Origin of the sequence: Burkholderia sp. AU38729 (assembly GCF_020419725.1) — a bacterium.
In the GTDB taxonomy this organism is placed as follows: domain Bacteria; phylum Pseudomonadota; class Gammaproteobacteria; order Burkholderiales; family Burkholderiaceae; genus Burkholderia.
Genome location: NZ_JAIZQO010000008.1, coordinates 223465 through 245455 on the forward strand (window position 1 = coordinate 223465; position 21991 = coordinate 245455).

Annotated in this window: 21 protein-coding genes; 13 read left to right on the top strand and 8 right to left on the bottom strand. The window is 63.3% G+C overall.

Features of this window, described 5'->3' with window-relative positions:
- Window positions 1–6: 6 nt before the first annotated feature.
- From lptB to kdsD, 5 genes are read right to left on the bottom strand one after another with little or no spacing between them, the layout of a single operon-like run.
- Window positions 7–783 carry an LPS export ABC transporter ATP-binding protein gene (lptB, locus tag LGM56_RS22135; RefSeq protein WP_039346017.1) on the bottom strand — a complete coding sequence of 259 codons (777 nt, stop codon included), beginning with the start codon at window positions 781–783 and terminating at the stop codon, window positions 7–9.
- Window positions 780–1445: a lipopolysaccharide transport periplasmic protein LptA gene (gene lptA / locus LGM56_RS22140; protein WP_089426349.1), complete on the bottom strand. Its 666-nt coding sequence runs from the start codon at window positions 1443–1445 to the stop codon at window positions 780–782. The genes lptB and lptA overlap by 4 nt, the downstream gene beginning before the upstream one ends.
- Before the next feature lie 20 nt (window positions 1446–1465).
- Complete coding sequence (lptC, locus tag LGM56_RS22145) at window positions 1466–2080, bottom strand: LPS export ABC transporter periplasmic protein LptC (RefSeq protein ID WP_089441038.1); 615 nt, start codon at window positions 2078–2080, stop codon at window positions 1466–1468.
- Window positions 2081–2083: 3 nt separating this feature from the next.
- Entirely contained in the window at window positions 2084–2620 is a 537-nt protein-coding gene (locus LGM56_RS22150; RefSeq protein WP_089426347.1) for a KdsC family phosphatase, read from the bottom strand.
- On the bottom strand, window positions 2620–3603 hold the full coding sequence (kdsD, locus tag LGM56_RS22155; RefSeq protein ID WP_039345999.1) for an arabinose 5-phosphate isomerase KdsD: 984 nt from the start codon (window positions 3601–3603) through the stop codon (window positions 2620–2622). Before kdsD ends, LGM56_RS22150 begins: the two co-directional genes overlap by 1 nt.
- 125 nt (window positions 3604–3728) lie before the next feature.
- On the opposite strand from kdsD, the gene LGM56_RS22160 reads away from it, so the two are divergent.
- The 5 genes from LGM56_RS22160 (at window position 3729) to purU (ending at window position 8870) form a co-directional block, all read left to right on the top strand.
- Entirely contained in the window at window positions 3729–5735 is a 2007-nt protein-coding gene (locus tag LGM56_RS22160) for a monovalent cation:proton antiporter family protein (RefSeq protein ID WP_089495661.1), read from the top strand.
- Window positions 5736–5817: 82 nt separating this feature from the next.
- Window positions 5818–6384, top strand: coding sequence for an adenine phosphoribosyltransferase (locus LGM56_RS22165; protein WP_011353218.1), 567 nt, complete (start codon window positions 5818–5820; stop codon window positions 6382–6384).
- Window positions 6385–6424: 40 nt separating this feature from the next.
- On the top strand, window positions 6425–7039 hold the full coding sequence (locus tag LGM56_RS22170; RefSeq protein WP_059233178.1) for a LysE family translocator: 615 nt from the start codon (window positions 6425–6427) through the stop codon (window positions 7037–7039).
- 6 nt (window positions 7040–7045) lie between these two features.
- On the top strand, window positions 7046–7912 hold the full coding sequence (locus tag LGM56_RS22175; protein ID WP_089495658.1) for an NUDIX hydrolase: 867 nt from the start codon (window positions 7046–7048) through the stop codon (window positions 7910–7912).
- A gap of 73 nt (window positions 7913–7985) precedes the next feature.
- Window positions 7986–8870, top strand: a complete 885-nt coding sequence (purU, locus tag LGM56_RS22180) for a formyltetrahydrofolate deformylase (RefSeq protein ID WP_226206786.1) — start codon at window positions 7986–7988, stop codon at window positions 8868–8870.
- A gap of 110 nt (window positions 8871–8980) precedes the next feature.
- Here purU and LGM56_RS22185 read toward each other — a convergent pair whose 3' ends face one another.
- Both LGM56_RS22185 and uvrA read right to left on the bottom strand, forming a co-directional pair.
- Window positions 8981–10066, bottom strand: coding sequence for an AI-2E family transporter (locus tag LGM56_RS22185; protein WP_174973068.1), 1086 nt, complete (start codon window positions 10064–10066; stop codon window positions 8981–8983).
- Between the two features lie 248 nt (window positions 10067–10314).
- Window positions 10315–13200: an excinuclease ABC subunit UvrA gene (uvrA, locus tag LGM56_RS22190; RefSeq protein ID WP_089473576.1), complete on the bottom strand. Its 2886-nt coding sequence runs from the start codon at window positions 13198–13200 to the stop codon at window positions 10315–10317.
- A gap of 274 nt (window positions 13201–13474) precedes the next feature.
- On the opposite strand from uvrA, the gene LGM56_RS22195 reads away from it, so the two are divergent.
- The 7 genes from LGM56_RS22195 to LGM56_RS22225 all read left to right on the top strand — a co-directional run bounded on the left by LGM56_RS22195 (window position 13475) and on the right by LGM56_RS22225 (window position 20796).
- On the top strand, window positions 13475–14662 hold the full coding sequence (locus tag LGM56_RS22195) for an MFS transporter (protein WP_089426342.1): 1188 nt from the start codon (window positions 13475–13477) through the stop codon (window positions 14660–14662).
- A gap of 101 nt (window positions 14663–14763) precedes the next feature.
- Window positions 14764–15321, top strand: a complete 558-nt coding sequence (locus LGM56_RS22200) for a single-stranded DNA-binding protein (protein ID WP_059233184.1) — start codon at window positions 14764–14766, stop codon at window positions 15319–15321.
- A gap of 253 nt (window positions 15322–15574) precedes the next feature.
- Window positions 15575–16420 carry a hypothetical protein gene (locus LGM56_RS22205; RefSeq protein ID WP_226206787.1) on the top strand — a complete coding sequence of 282 codons (846 nt, stop codon included), beginning with the start codon at window positions 15575–15577 and terminating at the stop codon, window positions 16418–16420.
- A gap of 5 nt (window positions 16421–16425) precedes the next feature.
- A complete protein-coding gene (locus tag LGM56_RS22210; protein WP_226206788.1) occupies window positions 16426–18738 on the top strand; it encodes a UvrD-helicase domain-containing protein in 2313 nt (770 codons plus the stop codon).
- 32 nt (window positions 18739–18770) lie between these two features.
- Entirely contained in the window at window positions 18771–19319 is a 549-nt protein-coding gene (gene mug / locus LGM56_RS22215) for a G/U mismatch-specific DNA glycosylase (RefSeq protein WP_226206789.1), read from the top strand.
- On the top strand, window positions 19306–19929 hold the full coding sequence (locus LGM56_RS22220) for a DNA-3-methyladenine glycosylase (protein WP_226206790.1): 624 nt from the start codon (window positions 19306–19308) through the stop codon (window positions 19927–19929). The genes mug and LGM56_RS22220 overlap by 14 nt, the downstream gene beginning before the upstream one ends.
- A 102-nt stretch (window positions 19930–20031) precedes the next feature.
- Window positions 20032–20796 (top strand): ParA family protein, encoded by a 765-nt coding sequence (locus LGM56_RS22225; protein ID WP_039345972.1) that lies wholly within the window; start codon window positions 20032–20034, stop codon window positions 20794–20796.
- Between the two features lie 63 nt (window positions 20797–20859).
- Here the strand turns inward: LGM56_RS22225 and LGM56_RS22230 are convergent, their stop codons facing one another.
- On the bottom strand, window positions 20860–21012 hold the full coding sequence (locus tag LGM56_RS22230; protein ID WP_226206791.1) for a hypothetical protein: 153 nt from the start codon (window positions 21010–21012) through the stop codon (window positions 20860–20862).
- A 284-nt stretch (window positions 21013–21296) separates the two neighbouring features.
- Here LGM56_RS22230 and phaP point away from each other — a divergent pair, with 284 nt between their 5' ends.
- Window positions 21297–21881: a TIGR01841 family phasin gene (phaP, locus tag LGM56_RS22235; protein WP_226206792.1), complete on the top strand. Its 585-nt coding sequence runs from the start codon at window positions 21297–21299 to the stop codon at window positions 21879–21881.
- The last annotated feature ends 110 nt before the right edge of the window (window positions 21882–21991 follow it).

A 21991-nucleotide genomic window follows, 5' to 3' on the forward strand; every position in this document is an offset into this window, starting at 1 on the left:
GAGGAGTTACATCCGGAAGTGTTCGCCGAGGTACACGCGGCGTACGCTTTCGTTTTCGATGATTTCGCTCGGCGCACCGGCGGCGAGCACCGAGCCGTCGCTGATGATGTAGGCGTGGTCGCAGATGCCGAGCGTTTCGCGGACGTTGTGATCGGTAATCAGCACGCCGATGTTGCGCTGCTTCAGGAACTTGACGATCTTCTGGATCTCGAGCACCGCGATCGGGTCGACGCCGGCGAACGGTTCGTCGAGCAGGATGAAGTTCGGGTTGGTGGCGAGCGCGCGCGCGATTTCGACCCGGCGCCGTTCGCCGCCCGACAGCGACAGCGCGGGATTCTCGCGCAGGTGGGCGATCTGCAGCTCGTCGAGCAGCGCTTCGGCGCGCGACGAGATCGCGTCCTTCGACAGCCGCTTGCCGTCTTCGCCGTGCTGCAGCTCGAGTACCGCGCGGATGTTCTCCTCGACGGTCAGCTTGCGGAACACGGACGCTTCCTGCGGCAGGTACGACAGGCCGAGCGAGGCGCGCTTGTGGATCGGCAGCAGGCTGATCGAGCTGCCGTTCAGCGAGATCTCGCCGGCGTCGAGCGGCACCAGGCCGACGATCATGTAGAACGACGTGGTCTTGCCGGCGCCGTTCGGGCCGAGCAGGCCGACGACTTCGCCGCTCTTCACGTCGAGCGACACGTCCTTGACGACCGTGCGCGAGCCGTAGCGCTTCTTCAGGTTGCGGACGACGAGCGAGCTCGTCGTGCCGGCCGGCTGGCGGTTCGGTAGCGCGTTCATTGGCCCGGCGCCCCCTGGATCGTGGTCGACGGCGACAGCTTTGCCGGCGCGCCGTTCAGCGGCGCGGGGCCGCCGTTCTTCGGCGACAGCATCGCGCGCACGCGGCCGTTCGGGTTGCCCGGCGCGGCGACGTCCTTGCCGCCCTTCGCGGTGTAGAAGTCGCGCTGGCCGTCGTACGTGATCACGCTGCCGTGCACGGTATCGGCGACGGTCGACGTACCCTGCAGGCGGCGCACGGTCGCGGCGGTGGTCAGCGTGGTCAGGTCCTGCTTGCCGTCGTAGTCGATGCGCTCGGCGTCGCCGTCGATGTACTCGTCGAGGCCTTCGCGCTTCTGGCGGAACGTCGCGTGCTTCTTGCCGCTGCCGAACGAAGTGGCGTACTGATAGCCTTCCGGGTCCTGGCGCACTTCGACGCGATCGCCCTTGATGATGATCGTGCCCTTCGTGATCACGACGTTGCCGGTCGCGACCGTGACCTGCTTCAGGTCGTCATAGGTCAGGTTGTCGGCCTCGACGTTGATCGGCTTGCCTTGGTCGGCCTTCTCGGCATGGGCGAGCGGCGCCAGCCCGACCAGCGGGAGCGCCACGAGCGTCGCGGCAAGCGCGGCGCGGACGGCGCGCGCAGCGCCGCCGGAAATCTGTCGAGGGAACGATTCGTTCATGCAGTCACGTGAGGGATGCGTCACTTGGGTTGACCTTTCGAGCCGCCGGACGTGTCCTGCGCGGCGATCGTGCCGCGCACGTTGCCGTAGAGCTCGATGACCCGGGTGACGTTGTTGTACTTCATGCCGTCGGTCGCGTTGACGAGCGACAGGCCGCGCTGAAGTTTAACCGGCTTTTCGGTCTGGATCACATCGTCATTGACGAAGATCCGGAAATGCTGGGAATCAGCCTGCATCTGCGGATCGCCGCCGCCGGCCGCACGCAGGATGCGCGCGTCGTCGTACAGGTCGACGATCGACACGTCGCCGTTGACGGTGCCGCGCTTCGAGGTGGTCGTCACGACCGGCTTGCCGGGCTGGAACGCGCGCATGGCCGGATCGGTCAGGTCGCTGTCTTCGGTGTCTTCGTAATGGATCAGCTTCGCGGCCGTCAGCCGGTACTGGGTCGCGCCCGACTGGTCGAGCTCGGTGACCGAGAAGTTGTCGGCGAAATAGTCGGGCGTGTGGCGCTTCGGCTGCACGGTGCCCTCGCCGGGCGGCGGCAGCGTGGCCTGCAGCAGCCACCAGGTGATGCCCGCGAGCGCGGCGACCGCGACGAGCGGCAGCAACTGGGTCCAGCGGAAATGCGTGTTCATCCGTCAGGCTCCGCAGGCGGCCGCGAGCAGCGCGTCGTAGCGGCGCTGCGCGCGCAGGATCGCGTCGCAGACTTCACGGACGGCGCCGTGGCCGCCGCGGGCCTCGGCCACCCAGTGCGCGCGGGCGATCACCTCGGGGTGCGCGTTCGCGGGGGCCGTCGCGAAGCCGCAGCGCAGCATCACGGGCAGGTCGGGCCAGTCGTCGCCCATGTAGCCGCACTGGTCGGCGGTGAGGCCGAGCGACGCGATCAGGTCGGTGAACACGGTGAGCTTGTTCTCGACGCCCTGGAACAGGTGCGCGATCTTCATTTCCTTCGCACGTGCCGCGACGATCTCCGAGCGACGGCCCGTGATGATCGCGGTCGCGATGCCGGCTTCGCCGAGCAGCTTCACGCCGTGGCCGTCGAGCGAATTGAACGACTTCATCGCGTCGCCGGCCGCGGTAAACAGCAGGCCGCCGTCGGTCAGCACACCGTCGACGTCGAAAATCATCAGCTTCACGCGGCTCGCGCGTTCGGCCGCAGTCAGCGCTGCGCTCATCAGATCACCTTCTTCGAAAACAGGTCGTGCATGTTCAGCGCGCCGATCAGCACGCCGTCGGCATCGACCACCAGCATCTGGTTGATCCGGTGGCGCTCCATCAGTTCCACGGCCTCGACCGCCAGGTGATCCGGTGCAACCGTGCGCGGGTCGCGCGTCATCACGTCGGTGATCGGCAGCGTGCGGAAGTCGCCGTCGCGCGCGAGCACGCGGCGCAGGTCGCCATCGGTGAAGATGCCCGCGACCTTGCCGCCGGCGTCGACCACGGCGGTCATGCCGAGGCGCTTCGCGGTGATCTGGAACAGGGCGTCCGACAGCGTCGCGTCGAGCCCGACGGACGGGACGTCGTCGCCCGAGCGCATCACGTCGCGCACGTAGGTGAGCAGGCGCCGGCCGAGTGCGCCGCCCGGGTGCGAGCGCGCGAAATCTTCCGAGCCGAAGCCGCGCGCGTCGAGCACCGCCACGGCGAGCGCGTCGCCGAGCGCGAGCGCGGCGGTCGTGCTCGCCGTGGGCGCGAGGTTCATCGGACAGGCCTCTTTCGAGACCGCGGCGTTCAGGTTCACGTCGGCGAGCGTGCCGAGGCTCGATTCCGCGCGGCCCGTGATCGCGATCAGCTTCGCGCCGATCCGCTTCACGAGCGGCAGGATCGCCACGAGTTCTTCCGATTCGCCGGAATAGGAGATGCCGATGAAGACGTCGTCGGAGGTGACCATCCCGAGGTCGCCGTGGCTGGCCTCGGCCGGGTGGACGAAGAAGGCCGGCGTGCCGGTGCTGGCCAGCGTGGCCGCGATCTTGCGGGCGATATGCCCCGATTTGCCGATACCGGACACCACCACGCGGCCGCGGCAGCCGAGCAGCAGCGCGACGGCCTGGACGAAGCCGCCGTCGAGCTGGTCGCGCAGCGCGCGCACGGCGTCCGCCTCGATGTCGAGCACGTCGCGGGCGAGCGCGAGCGCCCGGTCATCATTGATTTTCGCTATCATGCGCGGAGTATAGCAAAGGCGTTTGTTCGCCGCGCCGGGCCTTCGGACTCGTCCGAGGTCGCCTGACCACCGCCACCACCCGCGCCCGCATTGCCGTGGCCCCGACGAACGAGGACGCTTCGCCCGTGATTTCCCCGCTCGAAATGACCCTGCTGCTGCTGCTGGCCTCAGTGGTGGGCGTCGTCGTATTCCGCTCGTTGAACCTGCCGCCGATGCTCGGCTACCTGACCGTCGGCATCCTGGTCGGCCCGCATGCGTTCGGCATCGCGGCGGATCTGGAGCGGGCCGAGCATCTCGCGGAATTCGGCGTGGTGTTCCTGATGTTTTCGATCGGCCTCGAGTTCTCGCTGGCGAAGCTGAGGGCGATGCAGCGGCTCGTGTTCGGGCTCGGGCTGTTGCAGGTCGTCGCGACCCTCGTGCTCGCGCTCGTGCTGGGCATGCTGTTCGAGCACTGGGTGCACATCACGTGGCAGGGCAGCATCGCGCTCGGCGGCGCGCTCGCGATGTCGTCGACGGCGATCGTGTCGAAGATGCTCGCCGAGCGGCTCGAGATCGAGACCGAGCACGGCCGCAACATCTTCGGCGTGCTGCTGTTCCAGGATCTCGCGGTGGTGCCGCTGCTGATCGTGATCGCCGCGTTCGGCGCCGAATCGTCGAAGGACCTCGCGATCACGCTCGGCTTCGCGGCCGTCAAGATCGTGATCGCGCTCACGCTGCTGCTGGTCATCGGCCAGCGTTTCATGACGCGCTGGCTCAACGTCGTCGCACGGCGCCGCTCGCAGGAGCTGTTCGTGCTGAACCTGCTGCTCGTCACGCTCGGCGCCGCATTCATCACCGACCGCTTCGGCCTGTCGCTCGCGCTCGGCGCGTTCATCGCGGGGATGCTGATCTCCGAGACGCCGTTCCGCCATCAGGTGGAGGAGGACATCAAGCCGTTCCGCGACGTGCTGCTCGGCCTGTTCTTCGTGACGACCGGGATGCTGCTCGACCCGCGCGTGATCTGGGAGCACCCGTTGCTCGTGCTCGGTTTCTTCGTCGGGCAGATCCTGTTCAAGGGGACGATGATCGCCGGGCTCGCGCGGCTGTTCGGCGCGACGCCGGGCGTGGCGATGCGCACCGGCATCGGGCTCGCGCAGGCCGGCGAATTCGGCTTCGTGCTGCTGAACCTGATCCTCGACCGGCACCTCGTCGATTCGACGCTGCTGCAGGCGATTCTCGCGTCGATGCTGCTGTCGATGCTCGCGGCACCGTTCCTGATCCAGAACGCCGACCGGATCGTGATGCGGCTGTCGTCGACCGAATGGATGCAGCAGTCGCTGCAGATGACGCGGATCGCGACGCAAAGCCTCAAGCAGCGCGGCCACGTGATCATCTGCGGCTACGGCCGTGCAGGGCAGAACCTGGCGCGGATGCTCGAACAGGAAGGCATTTCGTACGTCGCGCTCGACCTCGACCCCGATCGCGTGAGCGCGGCCGCGGCGGCCGGCGAATCGGTCGTGTTCGGCGACGCGGCGCGCCGCGAGTCGCTGCTCGCGGCCGGTATCCACCGCGCGGCAGCGGTGGCGATCACCTATGCGAACACGCCGTCCGCGCTGCGCGTGCTGCATCACGTGCACGAACTCGAGCCGACGCTGCCCGCGATCGTGCGCACCGTCGACGATGCCGATCTCGAGAAGCTGCTCGCAGCCGGTGCGACCGAGGTGATTCCGGAGATCGTCGAGGGTAGCCTGATGCTCGCGTCGCACACGCTGGTGCTGGTCGGCGTGCCGATGCGCAAGGTCGTGCGGCGCGTCGAGGAGATGCGCGACGAACGCTACAGCCTGCTGCGCGGCTATTTCCGCGGCGCGGACGACGCGGACGACGACGACCACGAGCAGGTGCGGCTACAATCGGTGCCGGTCGATGCGCGCGCGGACGCGGTCGGGCGTTCGCTGGAAGAACTGGGGTTGTATGCACTCGGGCTCGAAGTCACGGCGATTCGCCGGCATGGTATCCGCGGCGTCGAACCCGATCCGCAAACCAAGCTGCGCGCGAGCGACATCGTCGTGCTGCGCGGGCTGCCCGAGGCGCTCGCGCTCGCGGAGGAGCGGCTGTCGCGCCATCGGCGCGAACCGCCAGCCGCGGCCGCCTGAGCCGCGCCTGGTTTGATAACCTGACCCGTATTTATTCGAAACGGTGCCCGATCTTCGCGCACCGTTTTTTTCGGAGAGTTTCATGCCGCATTCGTCGTCGGGCGCACCGCTCGATCCGGTCGCCTTCATCCACAGCCAGATCCGCACGGTGCCCGACTGGCCGCAGCCGGGCGTGATGTTCCGCGACATCACGACGCTGCTGCAGAGCCCGAAGGCGCTGCGCATCCTCGTCGACCTGTTCGTCGAGCGCTATGTCGATGCGAAGCTCGACTATGTCGCGGGCCTCGATGCACGCGGCTTCATCATCGCGCCGATCGTCGCGTACGAACTGAGCGTCGGCTTCGTGCCGATCCGCAAGGTCGGCAAGCTGCCGTACAAGACGCGCTCGGAATCGTACGACCTCGAATACGGCAGCGCGACGGTCGAGATCCATGAAGATGCGTGCCGCCCCGGCGACCGCGTGATCATCATGGACGACCTGATCGCGACCGGCGGCACGATGATGGCGGGGCGCAACCTGCTGCAGCGGCTCGGCGCGGAAGTCGTCGAAGGCGCGGCGATCATCGACCTGCCCGATCTCGGCGGCTCGGCGCTGCTGCGCAATGCGGGACTGCCGGTTTATACCGTCACCGAATTCGCCGGCCACTGAACGCCGGCCTGCCTGAGCTTCCACGTTACGCGAGGTCACGATGCCCAACTTCATGCTGTTTCTCGCCACGTCGATCGCGATCACGTTCGCGCCGGGGCCCGACAACCTGCAGGTGCTCGCACGCGGCATCTCGCAAGGCCGCGCGGCCGGCTTCGTCGCCGCGCTCGGCTTCACGGCCGGGATCCTGTTCCACACGACGCTCGCGGCGCTCGGCGTCGCGGCCGTGCTGCGTTCGTCGCCGGTCGCGTTCCAGATCCTGAAGCTCGCGGGCGCCGCATACCTCGTGTGGATCGGCATCAAGGCGCTGCGCAGCCAGGGGCTCTCGAATGCGCACGCGCGCCCGCCGCAGCCGCTCGGCACGATCTTCCGGCAAAGCGTGATCGGCAACCTGATGAACCCGAAGGTCACGCTGTTCTTCGTCGTGTTCCTGCCGCAGTTCGTCGATCCGCACGGCGCGCAGAGCGTCACGCTGCAGATGTTCGAACTCGGCGCGCTGTTCATGCTGCAGACGGCCGCGGTCTTCTCGCTGTTCGGCGTCGGCGCGGGCATGATCGGCGCATGGCTGAAGCGCCGTCCGAAGGCCGGCGTGTGGCTCGACCGGATCGCCGGCGCGACGTTCATCGCGATCGGCATCCGCGTGGCGCTGAAGGACTGACACACGATGACGTTTCCGTGCATTGCGGCTGCGCGCCGCTTCGATCCCGCTGCGCACCTGCGTTTCGAGATTGCCGGCCAGGCTGTCGGCTGGGTGCGCCGTGAGGACGTCGCGATGCTGGCGCGGTGGCCCGACGTGTTCGAGCTGGCCGATGAGCGCGTCGTGCTGTCGGCGCGCTACGATTCGGTCGACGCACGCAGCATGGCGCTGGCGAGCGCGATCGGCGCGCTCGCGGCCGAAGGCGCGATTCCCGGCTGGCGCGACGAGATCTACGCGATCCGCAACCGCTTCGACGATCCGCCGCTCGCGTACATCGAGCGCGCCGCATCGCGCTTCTTCGGCACGCAGACTTACGCGGTGCATCTGAACGGCATCGTAGAATATGCGGTTGCACCGGGCGAGCCGTCCGCCGCGGCCGTCCCGCAGATGTGGCTCGGCCGCCGCAGCGAGACCAAGGCAACCGACCCCGGCATGCTCGACAACGTCGTCGCCGGCGGAATCGGCTGGGGCCTGGGCGTTCACGAGACGCTCGCGAAGGAATGCTGGGAAGAAGCCGGCATTCCGGCCGAACTGGCCGCGCGCGCGATCGCGGGCCGCGCGGTGCAGGTGCTGTGCTCGCTGCCGGAAGGCACGCAGTCCGAACTGATCTTCGTGTACGACCTGCCGCTGCCGCGCGACTTCGCGCCGCGCAACCAGGACGGCGAAGTGGCCGAGCACCTGCTGGCCGGCGTGCCCGAGGTGATCGGCTGGCTGCGCGCCGGCCGCGCGACCATGGATGCGAGCCTCGCGACGCTCGACACGCTGCTGCGTCACCGCTGGATCCCGGCGGCCGACGCGGCGGGCATCGACGCCCTGTTCGCACCGGCCGCGTGACGCGTGCCGCGCACGCAGCCTGGCGGCGCGAACGGGCAATTTGACGAATACGGAAACGAAGGGAGTAGCGGTCATGCCGGCCGATCACAGCTTTATCTTGAAACTGTCGTGCCCCGACCGGCACGGCATCGTCCATGCGGTCTCGGGCTTCCTGTTCGAGCGCAGCAACAACATCCTCGATTCGGCGCAGTTCGGCGACAGCCGCACCAGCGAGTTCTTCATGCGCGTGCACTTCGAGCAGGACGGCGGCGGCGCGGATGCCGCGACGGCGCTCGACACGCTTCGCAAGGAATTCGCGCCGCTCGCCGAGCAGTTCTCGATGCGCTGGGAAATGCATGACGCGGCCGTGAAGCCGCGCGTCGTGATCATGGTGTCGAAGATCGGCCACTGCCTGAACGACCTGCTGTTCCGCTATCGCACCGGCCAGCTGCCGATCGAGATCCCGGCGATCGTGTCGAACCACAAGGAGTTCTACCAGCTCGCCGCGAGCTACAACATCCCGTTCCATCACTTTCCGCTGATCGGCGGCTCGTCAGATGCCGCGAAGGCCGCGCAGGAAGCGCGCGTGCTGGAAGTGATCGACGAGCACCAGGCCGATCTGGTCGTGCTCGCACGCTACATGCAGATCCTGTCGCCGAACCTGTGCAAGCAGCTCGCCGGCCGCGCGATCAACATCCACCATTCGTTCCTGCCGAGCTTCAAGGGCGCGAAGCCGTACTATCAGGCGTTCGATCGCGGCGTGAAGCTGATCGGCGCGACCGCGCACTACGTGACGACCGATCTCGACGAAGGCCCGATCATCGAGCAGGAAGTCGAGCGCGTCGACCACAGCATGACGCCCGACCAGCTGACCGCGATCGGCCGCGACGTCGAGTGCGTGACGCTCGCGCGTGCGGTGAAGTGGCACGTCGAGCACCGGATCGTGCTGAACGGGACGAAGACGGTCGTGTTCCGCTGATGTGTTGAGTGCCGATTGCCGGCCGTCGGCTGGCGGGCAATCACAGACAAAAACGCCGCGCCCTTCACGGGGCGCGGCGTTTTTTTATCGCTGTTGGTGGGCGGGCTGCTTCAGATCAGCCGCAGCAGGTACAACTCGCGTTTCAGGTACGCGTAGAAGATCGGCGCGGCGATCACGCCCGGCAGCCCGAACGCGGCCTCCATGATCAGCATCGCGAGCAGCAGCTCCCATGCGCGTGACTCGATCTGGCCGCCGATGATCTTCGCGTTCAGGAAGTATTCGAGCTTGTGGATGACCACGAGGAACGCCAGCGACGCGATCGCGGTGCCCATGCTGACCGACAGCGACACGGCGACGATCAGCGTGTTCGAGATCAGGTTGCCGATTACGGGCAGCAGGCCGACGATGAACGTGACGAGCACGAGCGTTTTCGACAGCGGCAGCCGCTGGTGGAAGATCGGCAGCGCGACGAGCAGGTAGATGCCCGTGAACACCGCGTTGATCGCCGAGATCTTGATCTGTGCGAACACGATCCGGCGGAATGCGTCGGCGAAGCGCGACACGCGCGTGACGAGCGCGGTGGACAGCGGCCGGCGTACCTTGCCGTGCTCGACGCCGATCGCGATCATCGCGCCGATGATCATCCCGAACAGCACGTGGCCGAAGCCGCGCGCGACGCTCTTGCCGCTTTGCTGAAGCTGGTCCATGTGCGAGTGCATCAGCACGGCGGCCTTCGTCTTCATCTGCTCGACGTCGACCGGCAGCAGGTTCGCGATCCAGGCCGGCGTGCGGGCGCGGGTCTGCTCGACGATCTGCATCAGCTGGTCGAGCAGGCTTTGCAGGTTCGGCACCGTGCGCTCGAAGTGTTCGATGATGCCGATCGTCAGGCCCGTCAACGCGCCGACGATCGCGATCGACAGCAGCACGACGGCGACCCAGCGCGCGCGCATGCTCGTGGTGTGGCGTTCGATCACGGGGGCGATCGTGTGGATCAGCTGGTAGACCAGCAGGCCGGCCAGCAGCCCGCCGAGCAGCTTGAGTTCGATCACGAGCCACATCGCGAGGATCGCGAACGCATAGCTGCCGATCTCGAGCGCCGACAGCTTCGGCAGGCTGAAGTCGCTCGTCAGCCGCACGCTGCGCAGGTGCGGTTCGCGATTCTGCGCATCGCGCGACGAGTCTGGTTGCTTCTCCATCGTGGATTCCTGTCGTTCGTGTGTCATGCCGCGGAATGCGCGGCAGAGCCGTGTTCGCCCGGCGCCGCACCGGATTGGTGCGTACGGCGAACCTTACGACCGTAAAGTATAGCTGCCATTATGGTCCGCAACGGGGCCGTTTGGCGCATGGTGTATACGCAGGAGGGAAAACGAGAAGGGGCCGGTTCGGCGGGGCGGAAAGGCGCGCGGCCGGGCGGCCGCGCGGGAGGGGAGGCAGGCGGGACGCGTCAGCCGGCCGCGACCTTGCGGGCCGTGCGCTTGAGCAGCGGCGCGAGGTATTTGCCGGTGAAGCTCGCCTTCGTCTTCGCGACCTGCTCGGGCGTGCCCTGCGCGATGATCTGGCCGCCGCCGGCACCGCCTTCGGGGCCGAGGTCGATCACCCAGTCGGCCGTCTTGATCACGTCGAGGTTGTGCTCGATGATCACGACCGTGTTGCCTTGGTCGCGCAGCCGGTGGATCACTTCCAGCAGCAGGGCGATGTCGTGGAAGTGCAGGCCGGTGGTCGGTTCATCGAGGATGTACAGCGTGCGGCCGGTGTCGCGCTTGGAGAGCTCGAGCGACAGCTTCACGCGCTGCGCCTCGCCGCCCGACAGCGTCGTGGCCGACTGGCCGAGGCGGATGTAGCCGAGGCCGACGTCGAGCAGCGTCTTCAGCTTGCGCGCGATGACCGGCACCGCGCTGAAGAATTCGTACGCGTGCTCGACCGTCATGTCGAGCACTTCGCTGATGTTCTTGCCCTTGTATTGCACCTCGAGCGTTTCGCGGTTGTAGCGCTTGCCGTGGCACACGTCGCACGGCACGTAGACGTCCGGTAGGAAGTGCATTTCCACCTTCAGCACGCCGTCGCCCTGGCACGATTCGCAGCGGCCGCCCTTCACGTTGAACGAGAAACGGCCCGGATCGTAGCCGCGCTCCTTCGAGGTCGGCACGCCCGAGAACAGCTCGCGGATCGGCGTGAACAGGCCCGTATACGTGGCCGGGTTCGAGCGCGGCGTGCGGCCGATCGGCGACTGGTCGACGTTGATCACCTTGTCGAAGTGCTCGAGGCCCTCGATCGCCTCGTGCGGCGCCGGCTCGGCCGACGAGCCGTACAGGTGGCGCGCGACCGCGTGATACAGCGTGTCGTTGATCAGCGTCGACTTGCCGGAGCCCGACACGCCGGTGATGCAGGTCAGCAGACCGACCGGCAGCTCCAGATCGACGTGCTTCAGGTTATTGCCGTGCGCGTCGACGATGCGCAGCATCCGCTCGGGATCGGGGGCCAGCCGCTCGTCCGGGTACTCGATCGTGCGCTTGCCGACCAGGTACTGGCCGGTGAGCGACTGCGGGTTCGACTGCACCTGCTTCGGCGTGCCCTCGGCCACGATCACGCCGCCGTGCTCGCCGGCGCCCGGACCCATGTCGACGACGTAGTCGGCCGTGCGGATCATGTCCTCGTCGTGCTCGACGACGATCACCGAGTTGCCGAGGTCGCGCAGGTGCTTGAGGGTCGCGATCAGGCGGTCGTTGTCGCGCTGGTGCAGGCCGATCGACGGCTCGTCGAGCACGTACATCACGCCCGTGAGGCCCGAGCCGATCTGCGACGCGAGCCGGATGCGCTGCGCCTCGCCGCCCGACAGGGTTTCCGCGCTGCGCTCGAGCGACAGGTAGTCGAGGCCGACGTTGTTCAGGAAGGTGAGGCGCGCGACGATTTCCTTGATGACCTTGTCGGCGATCTCGCGCTTCGCGCCGTCGAGCGACAGGCCGTCGAAATAGCCGAGCGCGTCGCGCAGCGGCCAGCCGCTGATTTCGAAGATGCCGCGCGCGTAGTCGCCCGTGCCGATCCGCACGTGGCGCGCTTCGCGGCGCAGGCGCGTGCCGTCGCACGACGGGCACGGCTGGTTGTTCTGGTACTTCGACAGCTCTTCGCGCACCGCGACCGAATCGGTCTCGCGGTAGCGGCGCTCGAGGTTCGGGATGATCCCTTCGAACACGTGCTCGCGGATCGTCGTGCGGCCGCGCTCGTTGATGTACGAGAACGGGATCGTCTGCTTGCCCGAGCCGAACAGCAGCACCTTCCGGATCTTTTCCGGCAGATCCTCGAATGCGGCGTCGATGTCGAATTCGTAGAACGCCGCGAGACTCTGCAGCATCTGGAAGTAGAACTGGTTGCGGCGGTCCCAGCCTTTCACGGCGCCGGCGGCGAGCGACAGCGACGGGTGCGCGACGACCCGCTTCGGGTCGAAGAACGTGATCTGGCCGAGGCCGTCGCATTCCGGGCACGCGCCCATCGGGTTGTTGAACGAGAACAGGCGCGGCTCGAGCTCCTGCAGCGAGTACGAGCAGATCGGGCACGCGAACTTCGAGCTGAACAGGTACTCGCGGTCGGTATCCATCTCGAGCGCGATCGCGCGGCCGTCGGCGAGGCGCAGCGCCGTCTCGAACGATTCGGCGAGGCGCTGCTTCATGTCCGGGCGCACCTTGAGACGATCGACGACGACGTCGATCGTGTGCTTGTCGTTCTTCTTCAGCTTCGGCAGCGACTCGACCTCGTAGATCTTCGCGACGCCTTCGTTCGCGGCGCCGCCGCCCGAGCGCACGCGAAAGCGCACGAAACCCTGCGCCTGCATGTCCTCGAACAGCTCGGCATGCTCGCCCTTGCGGTCCGCGACGACGGGCGCGAGGATCATCAGCTTGGTTTCCTCGGGCAGCGCGAGCGCCGCGTCGACCATCTGCGACACGCTTTGCGCTTCAAGCGGGATGTCGTGGTCGGGGCAGTACGGCGTGCCGACACGTGCGAACAAAAGTCGCAGGTAGTCGTGGATTTCCGTGACCGTGCCGACGGTCGAACGCGGGTTGTGGGACGTCGCCTTCTGCTCGATCGAGATCGCCGGCGACAGGCCTTCGATCAGGTCGACGTCGGGTTTCTCCATCAGCTGCAGGAACTGGCGGGCATACGCGGACAGGCTTTCGACGTAGCGGCGCTGGCCCTCGGCATAAAGGGTATCGAACGCGAGCGACGACTTGCCCGATCCGGACAACCCGGTAATCACGACCAGCTTGTGGCGCGGCAGGTCGAGATTGACGTTTTTCAGGTTGTGGGTACGCGCCCCACGGATGCGGATCTGTTCCATGAACCTGGCGAAAATGGAGGGAACCAAACCTGCTACTATAACGGCTTTTCGAGGCCGTCGTTTGGGGTCCCCAGCCTTAGCAGCAGGTGGCAGCAAGATGGCGCCTGCGCCGGGAAAAGTGGCCGCAGCGGCCGCGCCGCGCGGTTCCGGGCGGCCTGCGGGCTGCCTGAATCCTGCCCCGACGTGTTGCCGGCCAAGCCTCCCGGGCCGCTGGTCCTGATCTTCCGCCGCCCGGTGTCGGGCGGACATTCCGATCATTCGAAATTCATTCCCGATGTCCAATCCGTCTGCCACGTCTTCCCGCATGACCGCGCCCGAATTGCGCGCGACCACGTCGCTCGCGGCGATCTTCGCGCTGCGCATGCTCGGCCTGTTCATGATCATGCCGGTGTTCTCGGTCTACGCGAAAACCATCCCGGGCGGCGACAACGTGCTGCTCGTCGGCATCGCGCTCGGGGCCTACGGCGTCACGCAGTCGCTGTTCTATATCTTCTACGGCTGGGCGTCCGACAAGTTCGGCCGCAAGCCGGTGATCGCGACCGGCCTCGTGATCTTCGCGATCGGCAGCTTCGTCGCCGCGTCCGCGCACGACATCACGTGGATCATCGTCGGCCGCGTGATCCAGGGGATGGGCGCGGTGTCGTCCGCGGTGCTCGCGTTCATCGCCGACCTGACCTCCGAGCAGAACCGCACGAAAGCGATGGCGATGGTCGGCGGCTCGATCGGCGTGTCGTTCGCGGTCGCGATCGTCGGTGCGCCGATCGTGTTCCACTGGGTCGGGATGAGCGGGCTGTTCGCGATCGTCGGCGTGCTGTCGATCCTCGCGATCGGCGTCGTGCTGTGGATCGTGCCCGATGCGGCCAAGCCCGTGCACGTGCCCGCGCCGTTCGCCGAGGTGCTGCACAACGTCGAGCTGCTGCGCCTGAACTTCGGCGTGCTGGTGCTGCACGCGACGCAGACGGCGCTGTTCCTCGTCGTGCCGCGCCTGCTCGTCGACGGCGGCCTGCCGGTCGCCTCGCACTGGAAGGTCTACCTGCCGGTGATGGGGCTCGCGTTCGTGATGATGGTCCCGGCGATCATCGTCGCGGAAAAACGGGGCAAGATGAAGCCGGTGCTGCTCGGCGGCATCCTGGCTATCCTGATCGGCCAATTGCTGCTGGGCAGCGCGCCGCATACCATCCTGATTGTGGCGGCGGTTCTTTTCGTCTACTTCCTCGGCTTCAATATCCTGGAAGCGTCGCAGCCGTCGCTTGTGTCGAAGCTCGCGCCCGGTTCGCGCAAGGGTGCGGCCACGGGTGTTTACAACACCACGCAGTCGGTCGGGCTCGCGCTCGGCGGCATCGTGGGCGGCTGGCTGCTGAAGCACGGTGGGGCCAATACGGTCTTCTACACGTGTTCGGGGCTCGTTGCCGCGTGGCTTATAATCGCGGCCAGCATGAAAGCGCCGCCGCGCAAGGCCTGAACTCACTTCGGGCAGGCCCCGGCGACTTTCGCCGGCTTGCCCGGCGGGCCGCACCGACAGCATGAGCGGGCGGCCCGGCATCGAATTTACTGGAGAAACACATGGCATCCGTCAACAAGGTCATCCTCGTCGGCAATCTCGGCGCCGATCCTGAAGTCCGTTACCTGCCGAGCGGCGACGCGGTTGCGAACATCCGTCTCGCGACGACCGACCGCTACAAGGACAAGGCGAGCGGCGATTTCAAGGAAATGACCGAGTGGCATCGCGTCGCGTTCTTCGGTCGCCTGGCGGAAATCGTCAGCGAATACCTGAAGAAGGGTTCGTCGGTCTATATCGAAGGCCGCATCCGCACGCGCAAGTGGCAGGGTCAGGACGGCCAGGATCGTTACTCGACCGAAATCGTCGCCGACCAGATGCAGATGCTCGGCGGCCGCGGTGCGGGCGGCGGCGGCGGTGGTGGCGGTGACGAAGGCGGTTACGGCGGCGGCTACGGTGGTGGCGGCGGCGGTGGCCGTGGCGAGCAGATGGAACGTGGCGGTGGCGGCGGCGGTCGTGCCGGCGGCGCAGCGCGTGGCGGTGCAGGCGGCGGCGCGCAAAGCCGTCCGAGCGCACCGGCAGGCGGCGGCTTCGACGAGATGGACGACGATATTCCGTTCTGACTTAGGTTTAGCTATATTCTTCGTGGTAAGAAGCCCGCTCTCCTTTGGAGGGCGGGTTTTTTTCTTTCAAAACTGCTATCAAGTCATAAAACGGAACGGGAGATTGTCGTCCAAATAATGTGTGATCAGCACGATTGGGATCAAGACTATCGAAATCTGCGAATAACTAGTGACGGATGTTAAGCTCTAGGGCACGATTCAACAGCATCTATCCTTTCAAGACGGATGGGTAAATAGAAAAACGGGGGCTAGCATGTTCGACGCGCCGCGGGCGAATGAGTTTACGCAGGGGACGGTATTCTCTTGTGCGTATGCAGAGAATTACAAAGAAGAAATGGTTCACGGGTTGGTGATAACCGCTCGTTGTGACGTTGCGCAGGCGAAGGTTCAAGCATTCTCATATGTACCAGTAATTCCATTGAGTTCATGGTTGTTTGGTGACGGGGCGACAGTTGTTTTTGATCGAGCAGAGTCGGATTACATTAACTCATTTTCTGATCGATTGGAAAAAGATGGATTGTCGAGATCTTTGTTGCAAGCTCATAGTTTTTCTTCAGTGTACGATGCACATTATCGTAAATTTGAAGGTGTGAAAAACAGGGCTGCGCAATGTGAGAAGTTGAAAAATATTATTCGGCAATTGGATGAAACTCGTGATCTTCAAAATAGCAGAGTGGATCGTGAGAGAATGAGGGCGCATTTTCAAATTTGTCGATCACATGTAGACTCGGTAATTAAGGAATTGTCTGGAAATAGACTTTCTGGTTATTATTTGTTGAGAGGGTTGGAGACTTTTGAGGATGGCGGCCCCCGTGATTTCGTGGCGTTACTTCGGGAAGTTCATCATATTCCTAGTGATATTGTTGGTGATATTTCGAGTGGTATCTCAAGGGAGCAGTGGCGGGATCGAGAAAATTTGGGGTTGATTTGCCCACGATTTATATCTGATGGCGATTACGCGCTTCCAGTTGCAAAAATGAAATCTCCTTGGATTGAGCACCTCATGCAGAATTTCGCATTGCTGTTTTCGCGAATTGGTGTGCGCGATAACGATTTGGAAGACGTTAAAAAATCTCTTGATGCAATTGGGGTGAGGTGATGACCATGAAATATCTTTATATTTGCCAGGAAGCCGCTCAGGAGCTGGTCGCGGAAAGGATGCTGCAATCTGCTGAGTTTGAAACCGGTAAATTATTTGCTGGATTTATCCGCGGGGAAGTGAAAATGATGGCGCTTAGTGCCAAAATTGCTGCGGTGTTCTCTGGTGAGGGTGCATATATTGTTTCTCCTGATTCAAGATCTGAAAATTATATTGTCTTTGATCTTGAGGAAGCTCCGAGGTTGTTGTCGCTAGACGATAACGGATTGCTGTTGGTTATTCAAAAAACGCTGCGTTTCGCCATCAAGCTCTGGAATGGCTTGAAGCCAAGTTCTCACGAAAAAGTCTTGGTAAACGGAAAGGCTGTTGTTTTTCCTTATCCAATTGGAATGCAAACGGATTTGCGAGCTGTGATCGAGCGTCAGCCGGATGAACGGAGACGGAGCAAGCGCGAATCCGGCTCGGCGTTTCTCGTTTATAAATTTTCTAGTGATGAAGGCGAAGGTGTTGCTGAAATTGCGCGCGTCACTAATTTTAGAAAAGCCGGAGATGGGCGAGATTCGGCTCTTGCAACGGCATCTGAAGTGATTGCTCGCTCCAACATACGTCCGGTGCTTGGTAGTCAGGCCTTAGCAGTAACGCATCTCGACGCGTCTAATCATGATCGCCCTGCATTTCAAGCGGGGCTGGATGGTTGGCGAAGCGCACTCACTAGTAGGCAACTTGAGTTTGTGAATCGTCGACTGGACGTTCCGCATCGCATTGAGGGGCCGGCGGGAACCGGTAAGACACTTTGCTTGGTGTTGAAGTGTTTGAAATCATTGAAGGACTCCCAGGAGCAAAATGACGAATATCGCGCGCTATTTATTGCGCATAGCGAGGCGACAAAGAGAGCGATTGAAAACCTTTTTGCGATAAATGATCAGGATGGATTTTATTCGACCGAGCGATCATTGTTGGGGGCGGCCCAAGTCCTCAGGGTGACAACCTTGCAGGCACTATGTGCCAATCTGCTTCATCAAGAAATATCTGAGTCTGAGCTCGTCGACCGCGATGCATATGAGTCGAAACAGGTGCAAACTCTATATGCGCGTGAGGCAATTGACAGTGTGATCGATAATGAATTTGATTCGCACCGCCCATTTATGTCGGACGATTTTTCGGATTTTATTTCGAAGACCGATCGATGGATTATTGCCGACATGTTGTGCCACGAAATCAGTGTGCAGATAAAGGGGCGGGCTGATCAGGATTTGGATAAATACAAAAAACTTCATAGGTTGAAAGTTGGTATGCCGGTTGTTTCGGAGGGCGATAGATCATTTGTTTTTTTGATGTATCGGAGATATCAAAATGCTTTGATAGCATCAGCCCAATTTGATACGGATGATGTTGTATTGAGTGCAATATCATCGCTGAATACTCCGATTTGGAGGCGTAGGCGAGGGCGCGAGGGATACGATGGTATTTTTATTGACGAAACGCATCTGTTTAATTTAAATGAATTATCAATTTTTCATCGACTTTCGCGTGACGAAACAACTCAACCAATTGCGTACTCGGTTGATCGTTCGCAAGCGCTTGGTGATAGAGGGTGGACAGATGAAGCCTTTGATTTGATTTTTGATCCTGAATGTGGGGGCGATGGGTCGGCAAGTACTCCGGTGAAATCTATATTTAGATGTTCTCCGGATATTGTAAATCTCGCATTTTCGGTAACTTCGTCGGGAGCGACGCTGTTTACCAATTTTCATGATCCACTTACTACGGCTATTAGTGCTTTTACGTCAGAAGAGGAGAGAAAAACCGAGCGCCCGGTCATGATTCAATATCCCTCTGGTGATGCGATGTTGAGTGGTGCTTTTGCGCGTGCTGATGCGCTTGCCAAAGAAATGGGGGAGACGAAAGCAGATGTTGTGATTATCGCGTTCGGTGACGATATATTCAAGGATTTGCAGGAGCGAGCCAAGAGTGCTAAAAAGCCGGTGGAGATTGTGAAAAGTCGAGGGGATTTGGATGCTGTTGTGCGTGCTCGGCAGGCAGGGCGCTTTGTGCTTACTGCTCCCGAGTTTGTTGGGGGCCTTGAGTTTTCCGCCGCCGTTTTAGTTGGTGTTGATGGCGGTAGAGTGCCACCAAAGGGTGGAACATCATATGAAGATAGTCAGAATTATTTAAGCTACGCGTCCCATCAGCGTGTTTATGTGGCTCTTACAAGGGCTCGCTTCCGTGTTGAGTTGCTTGGGGAAAAAGCGCGAGGGATTAGTTCGATTCTTTCAAATGCGGTTCGTGGTAATCTCATCGATGTCCGCGATGCGTGAGGGTTTATACAATAATTCGGTTCGGGCAAACCATGGCTGACGAACTTCCCGACCTCATCGCTCCGCATCTCGACGTGCTGTTCTGCGGGATCAACCCGGGCCTGACCGCGGCCGCCACGGGGCATCACTTCGCGGGGAGAAGCAACCGCTTCTGGCGCGTGATCCATCTCGCGGGCTTCACGCCGGCGGAAATCTCGCCGCAGGACGATCGCGCGATTCTTCAATATGGCTGCGGCCTGACCGCGGTGGTGAAGCGGCCGACCGCGAGTGCCGATCAGCTTTCGCGCGCGGAATTCATCGCCGCGGCTGCGGAGTTCGACCAGAAGCTGGCGCGCTACGCGCCGCGCTTCGTCGCCTTTCTCGGCAAGGCGGCGTACTCCGCGCTTTCCGGGCAGCGAGAAATCGAGTGGGGGCTGCAACCGGCCCGGATGCAGGGGGCGAGCGTCTGGGTGCTGCCCAATCCGAGCGGGCGAAACCTCGCGTTCAGTCTCGACGATCTGGTCGACGCATACCGTCAGCTTCGTCTGCAGGCGAAGGCCGTTTCCGGTCTCCAACTGGAGGGGCAGGATGCGGCGCGGTGAACCCTCGCCCCGGTGGCCGGGCACCGTGCTGCCGCGCGCATTCTTCGACCGAGTCGCCACCGACGTTGCGCCGCAACTGCTGAACAAGATCCTCGCGGCCGCGGACGGCCGTGCCGGGCGGATCGTCGAAGTGGAAGCCTATGCCGGTGCGATCGACCCGGCTGCGCATACCTACCGCGGCAAGACGCTGCGCAATGCGACGATGTTCGGGCCGCCGGGGCACCTGTACGTCTATTTCACCTATGGCATGCACTGGTGCTGCAACTGCGTGTGCGGCCCGGATGGCGCGGGAACGGGCGTGCTGATTCGCGCGCTCGAGCCGCTGCAAGGGCTCGAGCAAATGCGTGCGGCCCGGCCGCCGCGGACGCGCGATCGCGACCTGTGCCGGGGGCCGGCACGGCTGACCCAGGCGATGGGGATCACCGGCGCGCAGGACGGTGTCGACCTGATCGGTGCGCACGAAGGGTTCGCAATCGTCGACGACGGCATCGCGCCGCCCGCTGATCTGGCGGGCGGGCCGCGCATCGGCATTCGTGTCGGCACGGATCGGCCGTGGCGCTGGAGCGTGCCGGGCAACCTGTACGTCTCGGGGCCAGTGACGCGCCGCTGATACACCCCGTGCCGGAATGCGCACAATTCGACCTGCGTCACGCGACCGCCATTATTGACCGGCTAAGCTTGCCTTTTCGACGTATTCGATCGAGGAGACACAATGCGGCGGGTCGTATTCAACCAGAAGGGCGGCGTGGGCAAATCGACGATCGTCTGCAACCTGGCGGCGATCAGCGCGAGCGAAGGGCTGCGCACGCTCGTCATCGACCTCGATGCGCAGGCGAATTCCACGCGCTACCTGCTCGGCGACGCCGCAGCCGACGCGCAGCCAGGTGTCGCCGATTTCTTCGAAACCGCGCTGACCTTCAACTTCCGCCCGGTCGACGTCGCGTCGTTCATTCATCCGACCCCGTTCGAAGGGCTCGACGTGATGCCCGCGCATCCGGAGCTCGACACGCTGCACGGCAAGCTCGAGTCGCGCTACAAGATCTACAAGCTGCGCGATGCGCTGAACGAACTCGACACCTACGACGCGGTGTACATCGACACGCCGCCCGCGCTGAACTTCTATACGCGCTCAGCGCTGATCGCGGTCGAGCGCTGCCTGATCCCGTTCGACTGCGACGATTTCTCGCGCCGTGCGCTGTACACGCTGCTCGAGAACGTGAAGGAAATCCAGCAGGACCACAACGCGGCGCTCGAGGTGGAAGGGATCGTGATCAACCAGTTCCAGCCGCGGGCGAGCCTGCCGCAGCGGCTGGTCGACGAACTCGTCGAAGAAGGGCTGCCAGTGCTCGCGTCGAGGTTGTCGGCGTCGGTGAAGATTCGCGAGTCGCATCAGCAGTCCAAGCCGGTGATCCATCTGGAACCCGGGCACAAGCTCGCGCAGGAGTTTCTCGCGCTGCATCGCGAGCTGGCCGGCTGATACCGCATTTGCCTGACGATACCGCGGCCGCATCATGCGGCCGCTTTTTATTGCGACCGCAATTCATCCGATCATTGATTCCGTCATTAATAATCCCGAAAACGATTTCATAATAAATCCAGAAAAAACGATTACATAGGTGGCCGCTCCATTTTCAATGCGCTCCGGTTTTCTAATAAACGGAATAATGGATTGGTAAATGTTGCGCGACGTCATGATCCGTTATCCTGTAACAAGGTAAAAATGCATTGCGGGACAGAATGATGTGTGGCTTCGTCTGCGATGTCGGCGCACAGCGGGTTCCAGCGGTCGTCCCGGATGAAAATAAGGGTTTACACCTAGCATTAATGCCATTTAATTGACAATTAATCGATCTAGAATGGGCTTCTTCAACTTCCCGCACTCAAATAAGTGACGGGTTGTCAATAAGGAAGTCTGCTGTCGATCCGGCTTCCAATTTCTTTACGTCGTCTCTCGCATTGCTAACAGGAGCGTGCCCGATGTCCGTATTTGCCCCCGAAAAAATCAACGCCGAATATCAATCCGGTATTGCAGCGTGGTTTGCGATTGCCCGTCCGGCGATCCAAGGTTTCGAGGCTGTCGTCGAACTCAACCTGCAAGCGGCCCGGACGGCGCTCGAGGAATACGAGGACAAGCTGAAGAACGCATTCAACAGCAGCAACCCGGCCGCGGGTTTCGCGCAGCAGATCGCCGCACCGCAGGAAGCGGCCGGCAAGGCCGTGTCGTACGGTCGCCATCTGTTCGACATCGCGGTGTCGACGCAGTCCGAATGGGCGAAGGTCGCGCAAGCGCAATACGAACAGAACGACAAGCGCCTGAAGGACGTGCTTGGCGAGCTGTCGAAGCATGCGCCGGCCGGCTCGGCGCCGGTGGTGGCCGCGCTGAACTCGGCGCTGTCGGCGGCGACCGCCGCGGCCGATTCGGTTCGTGCCGCGACGGGCCAGGCGATCGAAGCCGCGCAGAGCGGTTTCGATGCGGTCAGCGAAACGGCCGCGCGAGGCGCGAAGCAAACGGCTGGCGCCGCTCGCAAGGACGCCGCGGCCGCACGCGAATCGGCTGCGTAATCGCGTAGCCACGCAAGCACGTGTCGCGCACGGGCGCGACACGATTGAGCGGCGCCGGATGGCGCCGGACGCCGCGTGTGCCGCGTGGCGTCCGGCGAACGTCCGGTTTG